General features: G+C 57.6%; 15 protein-coding genes and 1 riboswitch. Of the genes, 11 read left to right on the top strand and 4 right to left on the bottom strand.

Annotation, left to right across the window (positions count from 1 at the left end; translation table 11 throughout):
• Nucleotides 1-232: 232 nt before the first annotated feature.
• The 4 genes from AC2FI9_RS05055 to AC2FI9_RS05040 are packed head-to-tail and all read left to right on the top strand — an operon-like array spanning nucleotide 233 to nucleotide 5,779.
• Nucleotides 233-2,329: a hydantoinase/oxoprolinase family protein gene (locus AC2FI9_RS05055; RefSeq protein ID WP_496766225.1), complete on the top strand. Its 2,097-nt coding sequence runs from the start codon at nucleotides 233-235 to the stop codon at nucleotides 2,327-2,329.
• A complete protein-coding gene (locus AC2FI9_RS05050; RefSeq protein WP_496766223.1) occupies nucleotides 2,329-3,981 on the top strand; it encodes a hydantoinase B/oxoprolinase family protein in 1,653 nt (550 codons plus the stop codon). Before AC2FI9_RS05055 ends, AC2FI9_RS05050 begins: the two co-directional genes overlap by 1 nt.
• Nucleotides 3,978-5,045 carry a pyridoxal phosphate-dependent aminotransferase gene (locus AC2FI9_RS05045; protein ID WP_496766221.1) on the top strand — a complete coding sequence of 356 codons (1,068 nt, stop codon included), beginning with the start codon at nucleotides 3,978-3,980 and terminating at the stop codon, nucleotides 5,043-5,045. The genes AC2FI9_RS05050 and AC2FI9_RS05045 overlap by 4 nt, the downstream gene beginning before the upstream one ends.
• Nucleotides 5,042-5,779, top strand: a complete 738-nt coding sequence (locus AC2FI9_RS05040) for a maleate cis-trans isomerase family protein (protein WP_496766219.1) — start codon at nucleotides 5,042-5,044, stop codon at nucleotides 5,777-5,779. Before AC2FI9_RS05045 ends, AC2FI9_RS05040 begins: the two co-directional genes overlap by 4 nt.
• A 66-nt stretch (nucleotides 5,780-5,845) precedes the next feature.
• On the opposite strand, the gene AC2FI9_RS05035 is transcribed toward AC2FI9_RS05040, so the two are convergent.
• Genes AC2FI9_RS05035 through AC2FI9_RS05025 form a run of 3 tightly spaced genes read right to left on the bottom strand, consistent with a single transcriptional unit; the run spans nucleotide 5,846 to nucleotide 7,910 of the window.
• Nucleotides 5,846-6,643 carry an iron chelate uptake ABC transporter family permease subunit gene (locus AC2FI9_RS05035; protein ID WP_496739138.1) on the bottom strand — a complete coding sequence of 266 codons (798 nt, stop codon included), beginning with the start codon at nucleotides 6,641-6,643 and terminating at the stop codon, nucleotides 5,846-5,848.
• Nucleotides 6,643-7,395, bottom strand: a complete 753-nt coding sequence (locus AC2FI9_RS05030) for a metal ABC transporter ATP-binding protein (RefSeq protein WP_496766217.1) — start codon at nucleotides 7,393-7,395, stop codon at nucleotides 6,643-6,645. Before AC2FI9_RS05030 ends, AC2FI9_RS05035 begins: the two co-directional genes overlap by 1 nt.
• A 2-nt stretch (nucleotides 7,396-7,397) precedes the next feature.
• Nucleotides 7,398-7,910, bottom strand: coding sequence for a Fur family transcriptional regulator (locus AC2FI9_RS05025; protein WP_496734856.1), 513 nt, complete (start codon nucleotides 7,908-7,910; stop codon nucleotides 7,398-7,400).
• A gap of 56 nt (nucleotides 7,911-7,966) precedes the next feature.
• Between AC2FI9_RS05025 and AC2FI9_RS05020 the strand changes: the two genes are divergently transcribed.
• Nucleotides 7,967-9,019: a zinc ABC transporter substrate-binding protein gene (locus AC2FI9_RS05020; protein WP_496766215.1), complete on the top strand. Its 1,053-nt coding sequence runs from the start codon at nucleotides 7,967-7,969 to the stop codon at nucleotides 9,017-9,019.
• A gap of 238 nt (nucleotides 9,020-9,257) precedes the next feature.
• Here the strand turns inward: AC2FI9_RS05020 and AC2FI9_RS05015 are convergent, their stop codons facing one another.
• Nucleotides 9,258-10,043, bottom strand: a complete 786-nt coding sequence (locus tag AC2FI9_RS05015) for a HalD/BesD family halogenase (RefSeq protein ID WP_496766213.1) — start codon at nucleotides 10,041-10,043, stop codon at nucleotides 9,258-9,260.
• Nucleotides 10,044-10,518: 475 nt separating this feature from the next.
• Here AC2FI9_RS05015 and AC2FI9_RS05010 point away from each other — a divergent pair, with 475 nt between their 5' ends.
• The 6 genes from AC2FI9_RS05010 to AC2FI9_RS04985 all read left to right on the top strand — a co-directional run bounded on the left by AC2FI9_RS05010 (nucleotide 10,519) and on the right by AC2FI9_RS04985 (nucleotide 16,939).
• Entirely contained in the window at nucleotides 10,519-11,283 is a 765-nt protein-coding gene (locus AC2FI9_RS05010; protein WP_496766210.1) for an enoyl-CoA hydratase, read from the top strand.
• A 319-nt stretch (nucleotides 11,284-11,602) separates the two neighbouring features.
• A complete protein-coding gene (locus tag AC2FI9_RS05005; protein WP_058272048.1) occupies nucleotides 11,603-12,091 on the top strand; it encodes a CBS domain-containing protein in 489 nt (162 codons plus the stop codon).
• 24 nt (nucleotides 12,092-12,115) lie between these two features.
• Nucleotides 12,116-13,480, top strand: coding sequence for an ArsB/NhaD family transporter (locus tag AC2FI9_RS05000; RefSeq protein WP_282169644.1), 1,365 nt, complete (start codon nucleotides 12,116-12,118; stop codon nucleotides 13,478-13,480).
• A gap of 137 nt (nucleotides 13,481-13,617) precedes the next feature.
• Nucleotides 13,618-13,723, top strand: a riboswitch (TPP riboswitch).
• 33 nt (nucleotides 13,724-13,756) lie between these two features.
• Nucleotides 13,757-14,737 carry a thiamine ABC transporter substrate binding subunit gene (gene thiB, locus AC2FI9_RS04995; protein WP_496766207.1) on the top strand — a complete coding sequence of 327 codons (981 nt, stop codon included), beginning with the start codon at nucleotides 13,757-13,759 and terminating at the stop codon, nucleotides 14,735-14,737.
• Complete coding sequence (locus tag AC2FI9_RS04990; RefSeq protein ID WP_496766205.1) at nucleotides 14,713-16,260, top strand: thiamine/thiamine pyrophosphate ABC transporter permease ThiP; 1,548 nt, start codon at nucleotides 14,713-14,715, stop codon at nucleotides 16,258-16,260. The genes thiB and AC2FI9_RS04990 overlap by 25 nt, the downstream gene beginning before the upstream one ends.
• Nucleotides 16,247-16,939, top strand: a complete 693-nt coding sequence (locus AC2FI9_RS04985; RefSeq protein WP_496766203.1) for a thiamine ABC transporter ATP-binding protein — start codon at nucleotides 16,247-16,249, stop codon at nucleotides 16,937-16,939. Before AC2FI9_RS04990 ends, AC2FI9_RS04985 begins: the two co-directional genes overlap by 14 nt.
• The last annotated feature ends 15 nt before the right edge of the window (nucleotides 16,940-16,954 follow it).

Raw genomic sequence — 16,954 nt, 5'->3', positions numbered from 1 at the left:
GCACAAACGCTTAGGCAATCAAGTCGCACATCTCTGTCGCTTCCGGGCGATTTGGTCGCAAACCAACTTGCGACACGTCTTGGGCGTGTCAAACTGCGTATATGACAACGCTTTGTAGTCCTAACCCTCTGGATCGCCGCGCAACCGGTTGTGACCTCGTCGTGAGTGGATGATGGCAGGCGCTCTGCGCCTTTTGCCATCTGCCCAGACAACGGACAATTCGGACACTCTCATGACATCTCAAACCTTACGCCTGGCCATTGATATCGGCGGCACCTTTACCGATACGGTACTCGTCTCGGGCGATGAGACCATATTGGCTTCGACCAAGACGCTCACGACGCACAAAAATCCCGCAGATGGCGCGATGGAGGGCGCAAGACGTGTCATGGCGGAATCCGGCCGGTCGTTGAATGAGGTGACAGGTTTCATCCACGGAACGACACTGGCGACCAACGCATTGATCGAACGTCGAGGCGCCGTTGTGGCAACCGTGACGACTGAAGGGTTTCGCGACATTCTGGAAATCGCGTATGAGCGGCGATATGCGCAATATGACATCAACCTGGAAAAGCCGGCCCTGCTGGTCCCACGCGAACGGGCGCTGACCATTCGCGAAAGAATGGCTGCCGATGGGAATGTGCTGATCCCGCTGGACGCCAGTTCGATAGACGCGCTGTTGGCCGAACTGGATGCCACCGGTGCAGAAGCGGTCGCAATCTGTTTGATGCATGCCTACGCCAACCCGTCGCACGAACGCAGGTTGCGCGACATTCTCGCGGAAAAACGCCCCAGCCTGACAGTTTCAATTTCCTCTGATGTCAGCCCCGAGGCGCGCGAGTTCGACCGGCTTTGTACCACGGTCGCCAATGCCTACATCCAGCCACTAATGGAAAGCTATCTGGCGCGCTTTGCCTCACGGTTCCAGACAGAAGGCGTGACCTGTCCGATCCTGATGATGACGGCCAGTGGCGGAATGTGCACCGTTCAGACGGCCTCACGCTTTCCGATCCGGCTGGTCGAAAGCGGCCCGGCGGGCGGAGCAATTTTGGCCGCACGGATCGCAGCGCGGGCTGGGATTGACGAGGTTTTATCTTTCGACATGGGCGGGACGACTGCGAAGCTCTGCCTGATTGACAATGCAAGGCCTCAAACCTCGCGCCAATTCGAAATCGCGCGGGCCGCGCGGTTCATCAAGGGGTCGGGCATGCCTGTACGTATCCCTGTGGTCGAAATGATCGAGATTGGCGCGGGCGGCGGCTCAATCGCCGGGGTTGACCGTCTGGGTCGGTTGACTGTGGGTCCAAAATCGGCCGGATCAGAACCCGGTCCGGTAGCTTTTGGGCGGGGCGGCACAGAGCCAACCGTGACCGACAGCGACATTACCTTGGGCTATATTGTGCCGGACACATTTGCCGAAGGGTTTATCAAGATCGCCCCCGAAGCGTCTGAAGCTGCGCTGAACCGGGTCATCGCCGCGCGTCTGGGCACGAACGGCACTGCGGCAGCGGACGGCGTCAGTCGCATCGTCGATGAAAGCATGGCCAGTGCGGGCCGAATGCATGCGGTGGAGTCGGGCAAGGACCTCGGTTCGCGCACAATGATCGCTTTCGGCGGCAACGGCCCCCTGCATGCAAGCCGTGTGGCCCGATCCGCCGGGGTCCGTCGCATCGTGATCCCGCCCAATCCAGGTGTTGGATCCGCGGTGGGGTTCCTGTTTGCTCCGGTCAGTTTTGAGATCGTCAGATCAAGTTATTCTCTACTTGAATACCTGGATCTGGAGCGGGTCAATGCCCTGTTTTCCGACATGATCGACGAGGCAAGCCGGGTGGTTGCCCAAGGCGCGGGTGATGCACTCACCGAAACCCAACGCACGGCTTTCATGCGCTACAATGGTCAGGGCCACGAGATCGAGATTGCCCTGCCCGATCGCGACCTAACATTCGAAGACATAAAACCGCTGACCGATGCGTTCGAGGCGGAATACCGTAAACAATTCTCGCGTCCCGTGCCCGGGATGCAAATCGAGATCCTGAACTGGGCGGTCCGCGTCGCAACCCCAGATGCGGATGTTCCAGATTTGCCGGAAACGCCAGTTCTGACAACTATCACACCAGCCCAAACCCGCCCCATCACCTGCGATGTAGATAGTCAGATAAAGCAGGCTGGTTTTGTGCCACGCGACAGTCTGAGCCCCGGCGACCGGGTTTGCGGCCCGGTGCTGATCACGGAACCGCAGACGACGACTTTGGTCTCATCAGACTTCTCGGCGCATGTGGATGCCATTGGAAACCTCATCCTTATCCAAGATCCGAAAGGAGGTGTATGATGACTGCCGATCATTCCCCCGCCCGCCTGCAAGTCATGTGGAACCGCCTGCTTGCCGTCGTCGAAGAACAAGGTCAGACCCTGATCCGCGCCGCATTCTCACCCATTGTGCGCGAATGCGGAGACATCTCAGCCGGGATCTTTGACGCCGGGGGTCGGATGCTGGCACAGGCGGTTACCGGAACGCCCGGACACATCAACACGATGGCCGAAGCCGTGATGCATCTGCGCGGTCATTTCCCGGTTCAGAACATGAAGCCCGGCGATATCTACATGACCAATGATCCTTGGCTGGCTTCGGGACACCTCAACGACTTTCTGCTGATGATGCCTGCCTTCAAAAACGGTAAGGTCGTCGGCTTTACTTCATGCACATCGCATCTTGTAGATCTGGGCGGCCTTGGAATGGGACCCGAAGGGTCGGATATCTATGATGAGGGCCTGCTGATCCCACCCTGCAAACTGGTCGAACAAGGTGTCCCGAACGCCTTGCTTTTGGACATTGTCCGCGCCAACAGCCGCGAGCCCATTGCGAATGAGGGCGACATATATGCACTGATCGCTTGCTGCGAAGCGGGCGTGAACCGGCTGCTCGGTATGATGGATGAATTCGGAATCGACGATCTTTATCAACTGGGCGGCTACATCATCGACACCTCGCGCCGAGGCACGCTTGAAGCCATCGCTGAAGTGCCCACAGGCACCTATAGAAACGTTCTGAGGATGGACGGTTATGAAAAAGAACTGGAACTGCACGCCACCCTAACGGTCAGCAAAACGGGCATGCATGTGGATTTCACGGGAACGTCGGGTTGTTCGGGCAAGGGTATCAATGTGCCGTTGAACTATGCGACCGCCTATACAGTCTTCGCCCTGCGCTGCATCGTCGGGTCTGACATCCCCAACAACGCCGGATCGTTGGAGCCGTTTACAGTGGACGGCCCAAAAGGCTGCATCCTCAATGCACAACGCCCCGCCCCGGTGGCAATGCGGCACACGCTAGGACAGGTAACACCAGATCTGGTGCTTGGATGCCTGCATCAGGCCCTGCCAGCTCAGGTCCCCGCCGAGGGCGCATCCTGCATGTTCGATCTGCCGATGCGGCACGCACCCGAAGTGGCGCGTGATGGAGGTCGGGAATTCGCGGTTGAACCTGTGCATAATGGCGGCACCGGCGCTCGGCCACACGCGGATGGCTTGTCTGCCACAGCCTACCCTTCGGGCGTGTTCGGATCTCAGGTCGAGATCACGGAAAGCGTGGCCCCCGTCACAATCTGGAAACGCGAACTACGCCAGGATTCAGGAGGTGCAGGCAAGTTTCGCGGCGGTCTCGGCCAACGGATCGAGATGACCTCGGCCAATGGTGCACCCTTTCTCGTTTTCCTGTCGGTTGAGCGCCTCAAATTCCCCGCCCTCGGACGCATGGGTGGAAAACCCGGCGCACCTGGTCGTATTCGTTTCCGCGATAGCGAAAGTGATATCCCGGGCAAAGGAGAACTGCGCGTTGAAGCTGACGACTACCTTATATTTGAAACCCCTGGGGGCGGTGGTTTTGGCGACCCGGCCGCGCGAGACCCACAGGCAATCTCCCTAGACCTCAAGCGCGGTCTGATCAGCGCAGAAGGCGCAAAATCCTATGGGGGCACATCATGATCCGCCCGGTTCCCCACATAAGTGCAATGGCGGCCTATGCGCTGGCCGACCTTGGTGGCGAAAACACTATCTCGTTGGCCCAGAACGAAAGCGCCTTTCCCACAAGCCCCGCTGCCATCAAGGCGGGTCGTGACGCAATGGCCGATCTGCAATTGTATCCTGATCCGGAATGGTTGGAACTGCGCGCAGAAATTGCAGATGTGCATGGACTTGATCCGGCACGGGTGCTGTGCGGAGCGGGCTCGATGGAGCTGATCGGCTGTTTGATCCGCGCCTATGCCGGGCGGGGTGATCGGGTCCTTGGCACGGATTATGGATATGCGTTTGTCGCCTCAGCAGCAGCCCAGGTTCAGGCCGATTACGTCAAGGCGCGTGAAGTGGATCTGACCGTATCCGTCGACGATATCATCGCCGCGGTGTCACCTGAAACGCGGATCGTCTTTGTCTGCAACCCCGGCAACCCGACCGGCACCCTAATCCCCAATTCCGAAATCCTTCGTCTGCGCGGGGAACTGCCCACCGATGTTCTGCTGGTCGTCGATCAAGCTTATGCTGAGTTTTCCGATCACATACATGATCCGGCCGACATCTTCGCGCTGACCGATCGAGGGGACACCGTGATCATGCGCACCTTTTCCAAGGCCTATGGCCTGGCGGGCGCGCGCGCAGGTTGGGGATACTTCCCGCCCGAGATTGCAGCTGAGTTGCGAAAATTGCTCAACCCGAACAATATCTCCATCGCTTCACAAGCAGCAGCCGCTGCCGCGATCCGCGATCAGGAGCATATGCAAAATGTGGTTGCCCGCACGACTGAAATCCGTGAACGGTTTGCCGTGGAATGTCGTGCGTTGGGCCTAATCGTTCCTCAAAGCCATACAAACTTTGTGCTATTGCGCTTTGAATCAACGCAGGATGCACAACGGGCTGATGCGGCGCTTCAATCCGACAACCTTCTGATGCGCGGCATGGGGGGATACGGCTTACCCGACTGCCTGCGCGCCACTATCTGCGAGGCACCGGTCATGGATCGGTGCCTGACCGCCTTGAAGGGAGCACAGAAGTGACCGAAACACGAACCGCAGCCAAAATCGGTGTTCTGGTACCCTTCACCAACACCAACCTCGAACCGGATATGGAGTTGTTGAGGCCGCCCAACACCACAGTCCATTTTCAACGCATGGGCGGATATGACGTGGATGAAATCCCCGGCTCGGATCAGATGGCGGGGTTGGGCGCATCGGATATCACTCACGACCTGCGGATGATCTCGGGCATACGCCCCGATGTGGTGCTGTATGGCTGCACCTCGGCGACACTGACCCACGGACCGTCCTTTGATGCAGAGCTGGCCCTGCAGATTAAGGCGGGCTCGGGTGCAGTTTCGCTGACCGCTGCAGGGGCGTTGATCGCTGGGATCAATGCTGTCGGCGCAACAAAGGTCGGCTTTTCATCGCCCTATTTGGGCGAGATCAATGCCCGGGCGATGGATTTCATGGCCCTAAACGGCATTGAAACCGTCAAATGTGCCGATGTCGGCCGCGAGCTTGGCAATTATGGGCAAGGTGAACTGACCCCGGACGAGGTGTTCGATCTGGCGTGTAGGGCCGATCACCCGGATTCGCAGGCAATCGTCCTAAGTTGCACAGACATGCGCTCGGTCGAGGCGATTGAACGGATTGAGGCCGCGCTGAACAAACCCGTCATTACCTCCAATCAAGCGATGGTCTTTGGACTGCTGAAAGCGCTGAACCTGCCACGTCACAAAGCGTTGCCTGGGCGTCTGTTCGATAGCTTGTGACGCGCGGTCAGGGCAAATGAGATTTTTACGACCCGCCTAACATCGGTTGCAGTTTCCAGGCGGTTTTCAGGGCTTGGTATGGCGTTGCCATCCAAGCAGGCTAAAACAGGCAAACAGAATGGCGGCGACGCAGACGATGGAAGGACCTGCGGGCGTGTCGAAGACATAAGCCGCTCGCAACCCGGCCACAGCAGATGTCGCCCCAATCGCTGCAGCGATCAGAGCCATCGTTTCCGGTGACCGTGCCAGACTCCGCGCCGCTGCGGCCGGTATTATCAGCATTGCCGCGATCAACAAAACGCCCACGACCTTGATGGCGACTGCCACCGTGATGGCCAGTGCAAGCGTCAAAATCAGTTGTTCTCGCTTGGGGTCGAACCCGCTGGCATACGCCAGTTCCTCGTTCAACGTCGCCGTCAACAACTGGGACCAACGCCACGCAATCAAAACTACGACCAGTGCAGCGCCACCCCAGATGACGGCCAGATCCGAACGGGAAACGGCCAGAATGTCGCCAAACAGATAGGCCATCAAATCAATCCGGACACCGGAGAGGAATGAGACTGCCACAAGACCGAATGCCAAGGCGGAATGCGCCATGACGCCCAGCAACGTATCCATAGCGTAACCACGACCTACCAACAGTGTCACGGTCAGCGCCATCAACAAGGCGACGGCCAGCGCGCCTGTAAAAATCGACATCTGAAACGTTAGCGACAGGGCGACGCCAAGAATGGCGGCGTGCGCTGTGGCATCGCCGAAATAGGCCATACGGCGCCACACCACAAAACACCCCAACGGCGCTGCAGCAAAGGCCACGCCAACTCCGGCCAGTGTGGCCCGGGTCATGAAATCATCAAGCATTATTCTGCGGCTTCCTGAGAATCTGTTCCATGGTCATGATGATGATCGTGGTTGTGATCATGATCATGGCGGTAAAGGGCAAGGGCACCGCCTGTTCCGGTTCCGAACAGGGCGCGGTATTCGGGGGCCGAGGCCACGACCGCAGGTGAGCCCTCGCAGCAGACATGGCCGTTCAGGCAGATCACCCGGTCCGAGGCGCTCATCACCACGTGGAGTTCGTGGCTTATTATGATGATCGCGCACCCTGTTTCCTGGCGCACGTCTTCGATCTGGCGATAAAACGCAGCCGAACCGGGCTGGTCCAACCCTTGCGTGGCTTCATCCAGCAACAGGATTTCGGGCCGGTTGATCAAGGCTCGCGCCAGCAGCACGCGCTGGAATTGTCCGCCCGAAAGCTGTGACATCTGGCGCTTGAGCAGATCGGGCACTCCGGCTGTTTCCAACGCAGTCGCGCAATCCTTCTTTGAGGCGCGATGGGTCAGCCGCATGAACCGTTCGACGGTGATCGGCAAGGTCGGGTCGATATGCAGCTTTTGCGGGACGTAACCAATTCTCAGCCCCAGCTTTCGCTTTACCCGCCCGGCAGACGGTTTGATTGCACCGATTATGGCGCGCAGCAGGCTTGTCTTACCCGAACCGTTAGGGCCGACGATGGTCACGATTTCACCAGGTTCGACCCCCATGTTAATGTGCCGTAACACGGTATTGGCCCCATAGCTAACGCTGAGGTCTTCTACGGTAATCAGGTTCATTTCTACGCCTTTTCGGTGCAGTCGGGGCAAACGCCTTCGGCTTCTACAACGGTCCGCTCAATCTCGAAACCCACCGCCCGCGCGGCTGCGCCCAGCTCTCCTTTCGCGGGTGTTGAATGTGCTTCGGCCACGGCATCACATTTCCTACAAATCATGAAGGCCGGGGAATGCGTTGCCCCGGGATGCGCGCAGGCGACAAATGCGTTCAACCGTTCGATTTTGTGGACAAACCCGTTCTCAACAAGAAAATCGAGGGCGCGATAAGCCACCGGCGGCTGCGATCCGAAGCCTTCGTCGCGCAATCGATCAAGGATTGTATAGGCACCCAAGGCCCGATGTTCCTGCAGCAGCATTTCCAAAACCTTGCGCCGCACGGGAGTCAGCCGCAAACCTTCTTCTTTGCACCGGGTCTCGGCAACGGTCAGGCTGCTTTCGACGCAGTGCGCGTGGTCGTGCTTTTGGAATCCGACAAGGGCGGAGTCTTCGGCAGGTGCAGGTCTCGTCTCACTTGTCATGTTATTCCATATCATATATGCCACTCGCAACGTTATAAAATCACATAGAGGGTTTGATGTCCAGAAAGCTTCTTCCTGTTTCGATCACGGCTGCGTTGATGGGGGGCACAGCAATGGCCGATGTCCCAAATGTTGCAGTTGATATTGCACCGGTGCACTCGTTGGTGGCGCGCGTGATGGAAGGTGTTGGGACACCTAACCTGATCGTACAAACCGGCGCGTCCCCGCATGAATACAACCTGCGCCCTTCTGAGGCGGCTGCCCTGCAAAATGCGGATCTGGTATTCTGGATGGGGAAGGACCTGACCCCATGGATGGAAGGCGCGGTAGAGACCCTGGCCAACGGCGCGACAGTCACCCCCCTGCTGGAAGTGGATGGCACCGTCCTTCTGGATTTCCGCGAGGATGCGCTGTTTGAGGCGCACGATCATGACGATGAAGATCACGCCGAAGAGGAGGAACATGACGATCATGGTCACGAGGATCATGCCGACGACAAAGACCATGACGATCATGACCACGAAGAGCATGCCGAGGGCGATGACCACGATCACGAGGATCATGCAGAACACGACGACCACCATGACCACGCGCACGGCGATCATGATCCGCATGCCTGGCTTTCGCCCAAAAACGCCGACACCTGGCTGAACGTGATTGCCGCTCAGCTTTCCGCTGCGGACCCGGACAATGCGGGTGCATATTTCGCAAACGCGGCGGCTGCGCGCGAAGAGATGGCAGCCCTCTCTGCTGAAGTAAGTGCAACTCTGGAACCTGTACGCGGAAGCAACTTCATCGTGTTCCACGATGCCTATCAGTACTTCGAGAACGCCTTCGACATCCCCGCGTCGGGTGCGATTTCGCTCAGCGATGCGTCGGATCCAAGTCCGGCGCGGATTTCAGAAATTCAGGTGCGCATTCGTGAAGAAGGGATCAATTGTGTTCTGTCAGAGCCGCAATTCAACCCCGGCATCGTCGCCACCGTCTTGGACAGAACCGAAGCGAATACCGGTGTGATAGATCCGCTAGGTTCTGATCTTGAACCTGGGGCCGAACTGTACCCGCAAATGATCCGGAGCATCGCAAAAACTTTGGCGGAATGTCTATGACCTGACCGGGCAGCCCGTTTTGGCATGAAAACCCAGAACGGGCTGAACATAGCCGGGGACACCAAAGCATCTCGGACACTTGCTTTTTTTGCGTTTCAGTGCCCGGGGTATTCGCCCGTTTGGGAACGCACCCAGATGTCTTATTGAGTTCCCATCAGAACGACGCAGTCAGAGGCTTTAGCGCTGTCCGGATTAACGATTCTGACACTGGCTAGGGTCAGGCATGTGCCATCTCAGATCACGACGCGCGCCCGTAAAACCCGATGCGTTCTTCGTCTGTGAACTGAACATTTGGCCGATCATAAAAGGAAAACACGGCGATCATGCGGTCGCGGTCGCCTTGAACAGGCGAAACGCGGTGCGCCGTGTTTTTGCCTTTGAAGATGTTCAAAGTCCCCGGTTGCAGTTTCATGAGTGTGGGCTTGCGCCGACCTTCCAGCAATTCAGCCACCCCGTCATAATTAGGGTTGTCATCACTACGCAGGTCCTTTTCGTACTCGAATTCAACGCCCGCCAACGGCGCTTGCAACAGCAGCGTTGTGGTGAATTCGGACCTGTCGAAATGCCAGTTCAGGGCCTGCCCGGCTGAGTAAGCCATTACATTCACGCGGGCCAGCGGATCATCCATGACAAAAAGCTTAGGCTTTTCCATGACCGCGGCCAGAAACTTCGCAAATGGCGGCCATTCATACAGGCGGATGACAAAGGCCTGCCCCAACTGATCGGCGCAAATCGTCCTGTTAGACGTTTCAAGTTGGGTCAGGGCAGGATGGTTGCTACCGAGGCCCTCGATAGACGTCCTGAAATAGATGTTGTGCCGCCGTGCATGGACAAAAGCCTCTTCAGCGAAAACCGGTTGCAGCTCAGACACCGCCGATTCCAGCGCACTGTCGCGAACAAAGCCAGGCAGGTTGAAAAGTCCATTCTCAGAAAGATCGGCTTTGCAGCGTTCGATCAGGCTGTGCCAGGCCATGCTGCCCGGCTGGTCCAGCGGATACAAATCCAAGTTTATGACATCACGCATCTTCGACCCTCCCTTCCTGTTATCCTAAGCAGGGCTTGAAACAGGGTTTTATCAATGGATAGCCTTTTTGGGGAGCATAAGAATTTCAAAAGCTCTGACCAGAAACGGATTGCCCGGCGGAAAGCGCCCGTTCCTGAGGGCGCTGGTTCAGTAGAAATGACGGCGATGGATTTAAAGTCGGAGACCCTCACCAGGATGAGCATGTCGCCGATCCCTTTGCGGCAGGATTACCGGATAGCTTACGCAAAAAGACGTAGATCTCCTCCAGATGTAAAAAAAGTCGTGGCTGCGCTGCAAAGTTAAGGCACCACTGAATTCAGCGGTGGGGATCAATCTGGCACACTCGCCCGGCGACGTGAGGTAACCGCCCTGATTTGTTGACGCAGGCTATTTGCCCGCATACGAACTTGCCCACATGCAGGAAACCCACAGCCGACGCGGCACAAATTCCGCCGGACATCCAAGGAATAACGCCATGAGCGAACATATCATCGTCAGCACTCAGGATCGCGTCACCACAGTCACGATTTCTCGCACAGACAAGAAAAACGCGATCACTTTTGCCATGTATACTGCGATAGCTGAAGCCATCGAAGAATACGGTCAAACTGATCATGCCCGGGCGCTGGTCATCACTGGTGAAGGCGATATGTTCACAGCCGGGAATGACCTGCAGGACTTTATGACAGGGGGCCTTCCGGCGGGTGACGTTGAAAATCCGATTATTCGGTTCCTGAATGCGATCCGGGATTGTCCGAAACCCCTGATCGCCGCAGTCAACGGTTCTGCAATTGGTGTTGGCCTGACCATGCTGCTGCACTGCGATCTGGTCTATTCCGCGAACAGCGCTTCATTCAGCGCTCCATTTGTCCAACTGGGTCTGGTGCCCGAGGCCGGTTCTTCGATGTTGCTGCCTGCGTCCCTCGGCATGGCTGTCGCCAATGACGTCTTGCTGGCGGGGCGGGTTCTGACGGCATCCGAGGCCCTGAACCACGGGTTGGTCGCGCGCGTCTTTGCCGACGGTGAGTTGATGAGCGAAGTCCAGGAGATCGCAAAAGCCATTGCAGCCTCATCCCCAGTGGCGCTCAAGCAGTCCAAGGTCCTGATCCGCAATCAGCGTGACGAAGTGGCCGGACACATGGCCGCAGAAATCAAGATCTTTGCCGCGCAGCTACAATCCCCGGATTTCGCCGAAAGCGTTGCGGCCAAACTGCAAAAACGCGCACCGAATTACAGCTGACCTGCGCCTTTGAGGGACTACGGCTTTCCTCGCCTCGAAGGCAGCCCCGGTTATTTCGGAAACGAAAGCTGAGGCACAAAACGCCTCTGACGCAAACCCAAGCTGAAACCAACCTTCCGTTATTGGCCTGCATCGCGAATAACGGAAGGATAACAACTTAATTTCATTACCGGGCTGGTCAATTCCGCCCGGCAATGGAATCAGTGCACATCAACAAATTTTGATTCGCCCTGACACGCTTTAACAAGCCGAAAAGGGCGTGCCCTGTGGCTGTTGGATGGCGTTTCACCCGATAGCCGCGTGAAGTCAGAGGAAAAGCATGGGCCTAACCTGCTATGACGTGATGGTGCCGCCTGAGGTACAAAAGACCATTCTGCCGGATGAAAGCATCGCCACGGCTTTCAACATCATCAGGGGCAGCCGGGCACGGTTTCTGCCTGTCGTGGCCGAAGACGGGACTTATGTTGGCGTCTTTACCGCCCCGACGCTGCTGAAACTGATTCTGCCGAAGGCGGCTACAATCGGTCTAAATGATGATGCGTCGCGCGTCGCGATCGACTCGCTCAGCTTCATGAATCTGACGCGGGATGATTTCGAACAACAGATGGAGCGGCTGAAGACCGAAAAGGTTCGCGACAACATGTCGAGGCCCTCGAACATCCCTGTCGCTGCACCTGATACGCCGGTGATGGAAGGTATCTTCCTGATCTACAAATTCAAACGGCACGTGATCCTTGTTGAGCCCGAAACCAACCGTTTCGTTGGCACCGTAAGCGCCAACTCGCTTTTGGATCGCGCACTCAGCTAACCCTATACAAACCGGACTAAAACCTTGGCTACGCATTCGACGTCACACGGAGAGGCCGCTCTCTCTGTTCCACAACTATTGGGCATTGATCCGCTTTGGATCGCGACCGGAATTCTGATTTTGGTGTATGCGGTCCTGATCACCGAAAAGGTTAACCGCGCCATTCTGACGATGCTGGGCGCGTCCCTGATGGTCCTGTTTGGCATCATCAATCAGGAACAGGCCGTGGCGGGTGTGGACGCCAACACTCTGGCACTGCTTATCGGCATGATGGTCATCGTGGGGATCACCAGCAAATGCGGATTGTTCCAATACGTAGCGATCAAGGCCGCAAAAGCGGTGAAAGCCAATCCAACCGGCATCCTCATCATGCTGACGCTGATTACGGCGGTGTTCTCGGCCCTGCTGGACAACGTGACGACCGTTTTGCTGATCGCCCCGATTACGCTGCTGATCACTGAAGCCCTGGAAACGCGTGTGTTCCCGTTCTTTGTCGCCGAGATCCTGGCCTCGAACGTGGGCGGAACAGCGACGCTGATCGGTGACCCACCCAACATCATCATTGGCTCGGCCGCAGGGCTTAGCTTCAACGATTTCGTGGTGAACCTGGCGCCTATCTCGGCCATATGTCTGGTTGTCCTGACCGGCATTATTTACCTTATGAACCGCAAGGAACTGGCCCGCATTCCGAAATCGGCCAGCGATCGGATTATGGGGTTCAACGAATCCGAAGCGGTTACTGATGTAGTCTTGATGATCAAGTCTCTGGCCGTTTTGGCTCTGGTTTTGCTGGGGTTCACGCTGGGGCACAGCTACGGCATTCAGCCGGGTACGTCAGCGTTGGCCGGTGCGGGCCTGTTGATGCTGCTGGCCTATGGCCACCAAAGCGGTGAAGAACAGTCGGAGTCGGTTCACCACATCTTTGGCGAAGTTGAATGGGTCACAATCTTTTTCTTCGGTGGGCTGTTCGTCATCGTTGCCGGTGTCGAACATGTTGGACTGCTGGCATTCTTCGGTGAGAAAGTGCTGGAGCTGACCCAAGGCGACATGATGTGGACCGCGTTCTTCATCTTTTGGGCCTCCGGCATTTTGTCCGCAATCCTCGACAACATTCCTTTCGTGGCAACGATGATCCCTCTGATCGAGTCCACCGCAGACACGTTCGGCGGCAAGGACGCGATTGAACCCCTTTGGTGGTCGCTGGCGCTTGGGGCCTGTCTGGGCGGCAACGGTACACTGTTGGGGGCAAGCGCCAACCTTACGGTGGCTGCTTTTGCGGAAAAGGCCAAGCAGCCCATCGGCTTCATCGCCTTCGCCAAAATTGCATTCCCGATCATGATCCTCACCCTGATGATCGCGAACGTCTATATTTGGCTGCGTTACTTCTGACCTATGGCCCTTTGAACCAAACGTATTACAGGTTCAAAGGGCGTCCGACTCCGGACAGGTTTACTTGCCCGCATGTGACACGCACCGCGCTGAGGCACCGAATTTGGTTGTCTTTCTAGCCAATCCCCCCTAGTGACGGCCTCACCTCGGGGAGCACGGCCTGCCGCGCTGAGATGCTTATCAAGCGAACCCGTAGAACCTGAACCGGCTAGAACCGGCGGAGGGAAGGGTTTCGGTTTCATCCATCCTTGCCCTCTCGCCGCAATGGAGGATGACATGAAACATCTGCTAATTGCTGCGGGACTTCTGAGTGCAACTACGGCCATCGCTGCCGACAAGCCTCAGCTAACCGTTTACACCTATGACAGCTTTGTATCCGATTGGGGCCCCGGCCCGCAGGTCAAAGAAGCCTTTGAGGCAACCTGCGACTGCGAGCTGAACCTCGTGGGCGTCGAAGATGGTGCCGCACTTTTGTCGCGTGTCCGGCTTGAGGGTGAAAACTCTGACGCCGACGTCGTGCTTGGTCTGGATACCAACCTGATTGCAGCGGCCCGGGAAACCGGCCTGTTTGCGCCCAATTCCGTCTCTGCCGACTTCGCGCTGCCGATCGAATGGACCGATGACACGTTCACACCGTATGACTGGGGCTACTTCGCCTTCGTTCACAAAGCGGATGCGACAGCGCCTGCAAACTTCCGGGAACTGGCGGACAGCAACACCAAGATCATCATCCAGGACCCTCGCTCGTCCACACCAGGTCTGGGTCTGCTGATGTGGGTCAAAGCGGCTTATGGTGACGAAGCACCCGAAATCTGGGCAGGTCTTTCCGACAACATCGTGACCGTCACCAAAGGTTGGTCCGAGGCATACGGCCTGTTCCTTGAGGGCGAGTCGGACATGGTTCTCAGTTACACCACATCTCCGGCCTATCACCTGATCGCCGAGGATGACGGCAGCAAGGCCGCGTCCGCTTTTGACGAGGGCAACTATCTGCAAGTTGAGGTTGCGGCAAAGCTGGCCGCGACGGATCAGGCCGAACTGGCGGATCAGTTTTTGCAGTACATGGTCTCGGATGCGTTCCAGCAAATTATTCCGACAACCAACTGGATGTACCCGGCCGTAACCCCGGCAGAAGGTTTGCCTAAAGGGTTTGACACCCTGACAGTGCCGGCAAAGTCGCTGCTGTTCTCTCCCGATGAAGCCGCCGCCGTGCGGGATCAGGCCCTGGCAGAATGGCAGAACGCGCTCAGCCAGTAAGCCTATGGCCCGGTATCGGTGCGGCAGCTCTGGTCGCCGCGCTGATCCTGGGCACTCTTGCGGCGGTTGCACTGCGTGCTGAAACCAGCGGCGGGTTCACTCCCGCCGACTGGGCTGCGCTGCGGTTCACGCTGACCCAAGCCACACTGTCCGCATTGTTCAGCGTGGTGTTGGCCGTGCCGGTTGCGCGGGCTTTGGCACGTCGGAGGTTCCCCGGCCGACGGGCTTTAATTGCGCTTTTGGGCGCGCCCTTCATCCTGCCGGTCATCGTTGCCATTCTGGGTCTGCTGCAAGTCTTTGGCCGGTCGGGATGGATCTCGGACATCCTTGGCATTTTCGGCCTGCCGCCCATACGCATCTACGGCTTGCATGGCGTCGTATTGGCGCATGTGTTCTTCAATCTGCCTCTGGCCACACGCCTTGTGTTGCAAGCCTGGCAGGAAATTCCGGCAGAACGGTTTCGCCTGGCCGCACAACTGGGATGCAACGGCATGGCCATGTTTCGACTGATCGAGATGCCCATGCTGAAACGGACCCTGCCCGGGGTTCTTGCAGTAATCTTCGCCATTTGCCTGACCAGCTTCGCCGTCGCCCTCACCTTGGGCGGAGGACCACGGGCTACAACGATCGAACTGGCGATCTATCAGGCCTTCACCTACGATTTCGACCTGGGCCGCGCCGCCCTGTTATCCGCCCTGCAACTTGCCCTGACAGCTGCGACCGCTTTAGTGGCGCTGAAGTTTTCGCGCGGGGACGGTTTTGGAACAGGCCTTGATCGCGCATTGCGCCGCTGGGACGGGGGTGCGCCGACGATAGATGTATTCTGGATCGTCGCAGCGGCCGTCTTTTTGCTACTGCCTTTGGCATCGGTCGTAATTTCGGGAGTTGCCGGGTTGTTTGACATGCCCGCAATCGTTTTTCGTGCCGCGTTGATCTCGGTCCTTGTTGCCGCTGCAAGTACCGCTGTCCTGCTTTTGCTTGCTTTGCCCATGGCCACCGCCGTCGCGAGCGGCCGGCACGGGCTTGTGGAACTCAGTGGCATTTTGGGTTTGGCGGCATCACCACTGGTCATCGGTACGGGCCTGTTCATCCTGATCCGGCCTTTGGCAAATCCGACGACATTGGCTCTGCCTGTCACTGCTTTGGTGAATGCCGCGATGGCCCTGCCCTTTGCTTTACGCATTCTGGTCCCCGCGGCGCGCGACATAACCGCTAGGCACGGACGTCTCGCGCTTTCATTGGATATGACAAAATGGACGTTTTTCACGCGCATCTTGCTACCGCGCATGCGTCCACAGATCGGTTTCGCCGCTGGTCTTGGGGCGGCTCTGTCAATGGGTGATCTGGGCGTGATCGCACTGTTCGCCGATCCGCAGATCGCGACCCTGCCCTTGCAAATCTACCGCTTGATGGGTGCCTATCAGATGCAGGCGGCTGCCGGCGGGGCATTACTGCTGTTGCTGCTGTCCATGGGCGCATTCTGGCTATTGGACCGAGGAGGGCGCTCGCATGCTGAAGCTTGACGACTGCGTGATTGAAAACGGGAATTTCACCCTAAACGCCGATATCCAGATCGAGGTTGGCAACAGCATTGCCATTGTCGGCCCCTCCGGGGCGGGCAAGTCCACATTGTTGGAGACTATCGCTGGATTTCGGGATCTGAAAAAGGGTCAGATCTTTTGGGGTGGTCAGCAGATTTCCAACTTGCATCCCGGCAAGCGCCCTATGGCGATGCTGTTTCAAGACGGAAACCTGTTTCCGCATCTGACGGCTGAACAAAACATCGCCCTGGGCCTGCGCCCAAACGGTCGGTTGTCCGAAGACGAGGATGCACAGGTTCAGTCCGCTCTGGGCCGGGTTTCTTTGCATGGTATGGGCGCGCGCAAACCCTCGGAACTGTCCGGAGGACAGCAAAGCCGGGTTGCCCTGGCCCGCGTACTTGTGCAGCGGCGCGAACTGTTGCTTTTGGACGAACCATTTGCGGCCCTTGGGCCAGCCCTAAAGGCCGAAATGCTGGATTTGGTGGCCGATCTGGTAGCCGAAACTCAAACGACCCTGTTGATGGTCAGCCACGACCCGCAGGATGCACGCCGTATTGCCGACCAAACCGTACTTGTTGCAGACGAAACGGTGCATGCCCCCGTTCAGACAGCGGAACTCTTTGACAACCCGCCGCCAAGCCTGCGTGCCTATCTTGGCTAGCGGTGATCCCGCCTC

The organism is Ruegeria sp. CDSA246, assembly GCF_059611225.1.
This window is presented reverse-complemented; position numbering and strand designations above follow the sequence as displayed.

What these genes read in the sequence shown, in the direction of transcription:
- AC2FI9_RS05055 (WP_496766225.1), top strand. Translation starts at nt 233, where the DNA reads ATGACATCTCAAACCTTACGCCTGGCCATTGATATCGGCGGCACCTTT.
- AC2FI9_RS05050 (WP_496766223.1), top strand. Translation starts at nt 2,329, where the DNA reads ATGACTGCCGATCATTCCCCCGCCCGCCTGCAAGTCATGTGGAACCGC.
- AC2FI9_RS05045 (WP_496766221.1), top strand. Translation starts at nt 3,978, where the DNA reads ATGATCCGCCCGGTTCCCCACATAAGTGCAATGGCGGCCTATGCGCTG.
- AC2FI9_RS05035 (WP_496739138.1), bottom strand. Translation starts at nt 6,643, where the DNA reads ATGCTTGATGATTTCATGACCCGGGCCACACTGGCCGGAGTTGGCGTG.
- AC2FI9_RS05030 (WP_496766217.1), bottom strand. Translation starts at nt 7,395, where the DNA reads ATGAACCTGATTACCGTAGAAGACCTCAGCGTTAGCTATGGGGCCAAT.
- AC2FI9_RS05025 (WP_496734856.1), bottom strand. Translation starts at nt 7,910, where the DNA reads ATGACAAGTGAGACGAGACCTGCACCTGCCGAAGACTCCGCCCTTGTC.
- AC2FI9_RS05020 (WP_496766215.1), top strand. Translation starts at nt 7,967, where the DNA reads ATGTCCAGAAAGCTTCTTCCTGTTTCGATCACGGCTGCGTTGATGGGG.
- AC2FI9_RS05015 (WP_496766213.1), bottom strand. Translation starts at nt 10,043, where the DNA reads ATGCGTGATGTCATAAACTTGGATTTGTATCCGCTGGACCAGCCGGGC.
- AC2FI9_RS05010 (WP_496766210.1), top strand. Translation starts at nt 10,519, where the DNA reads ATGAGCGAACATATCATCGTCAGCACTCAGGATCGCGTCACCACAGTC.
- AC2FI9_RS05005 (WP_058272048.1), top strand. Translation starts at nt 11,603, where the DNA reads ATGGGCCTAACCTGCTATGACGTGATGGTGCCGCCTGAGGTACAAAAG.
- thiB (WP_496766207.1), top strand. Translation starts at nt 13,757, where the DNA reads ATGAAACATCTGCTAATTGCTGCGGGACTTCTGAGTGCAACTACGGCC.
- AC2FI9_RS04990 (WP_496766205.1), top strand. Translation starts at nt 14,713, where the DNA reads ATGGCAGAACGCGCTCAGCCAGTAAGCCTATGGCCCGGTATCGGTGCG.
- AC2FI9_RS04985 (WP_496766203.1), top strand. Translation starts at nt 16,247, where the DNA reads ATGCTGAAGCTTGACGACTGCGTGATTGAAAACGGGAATTTCACCCTA.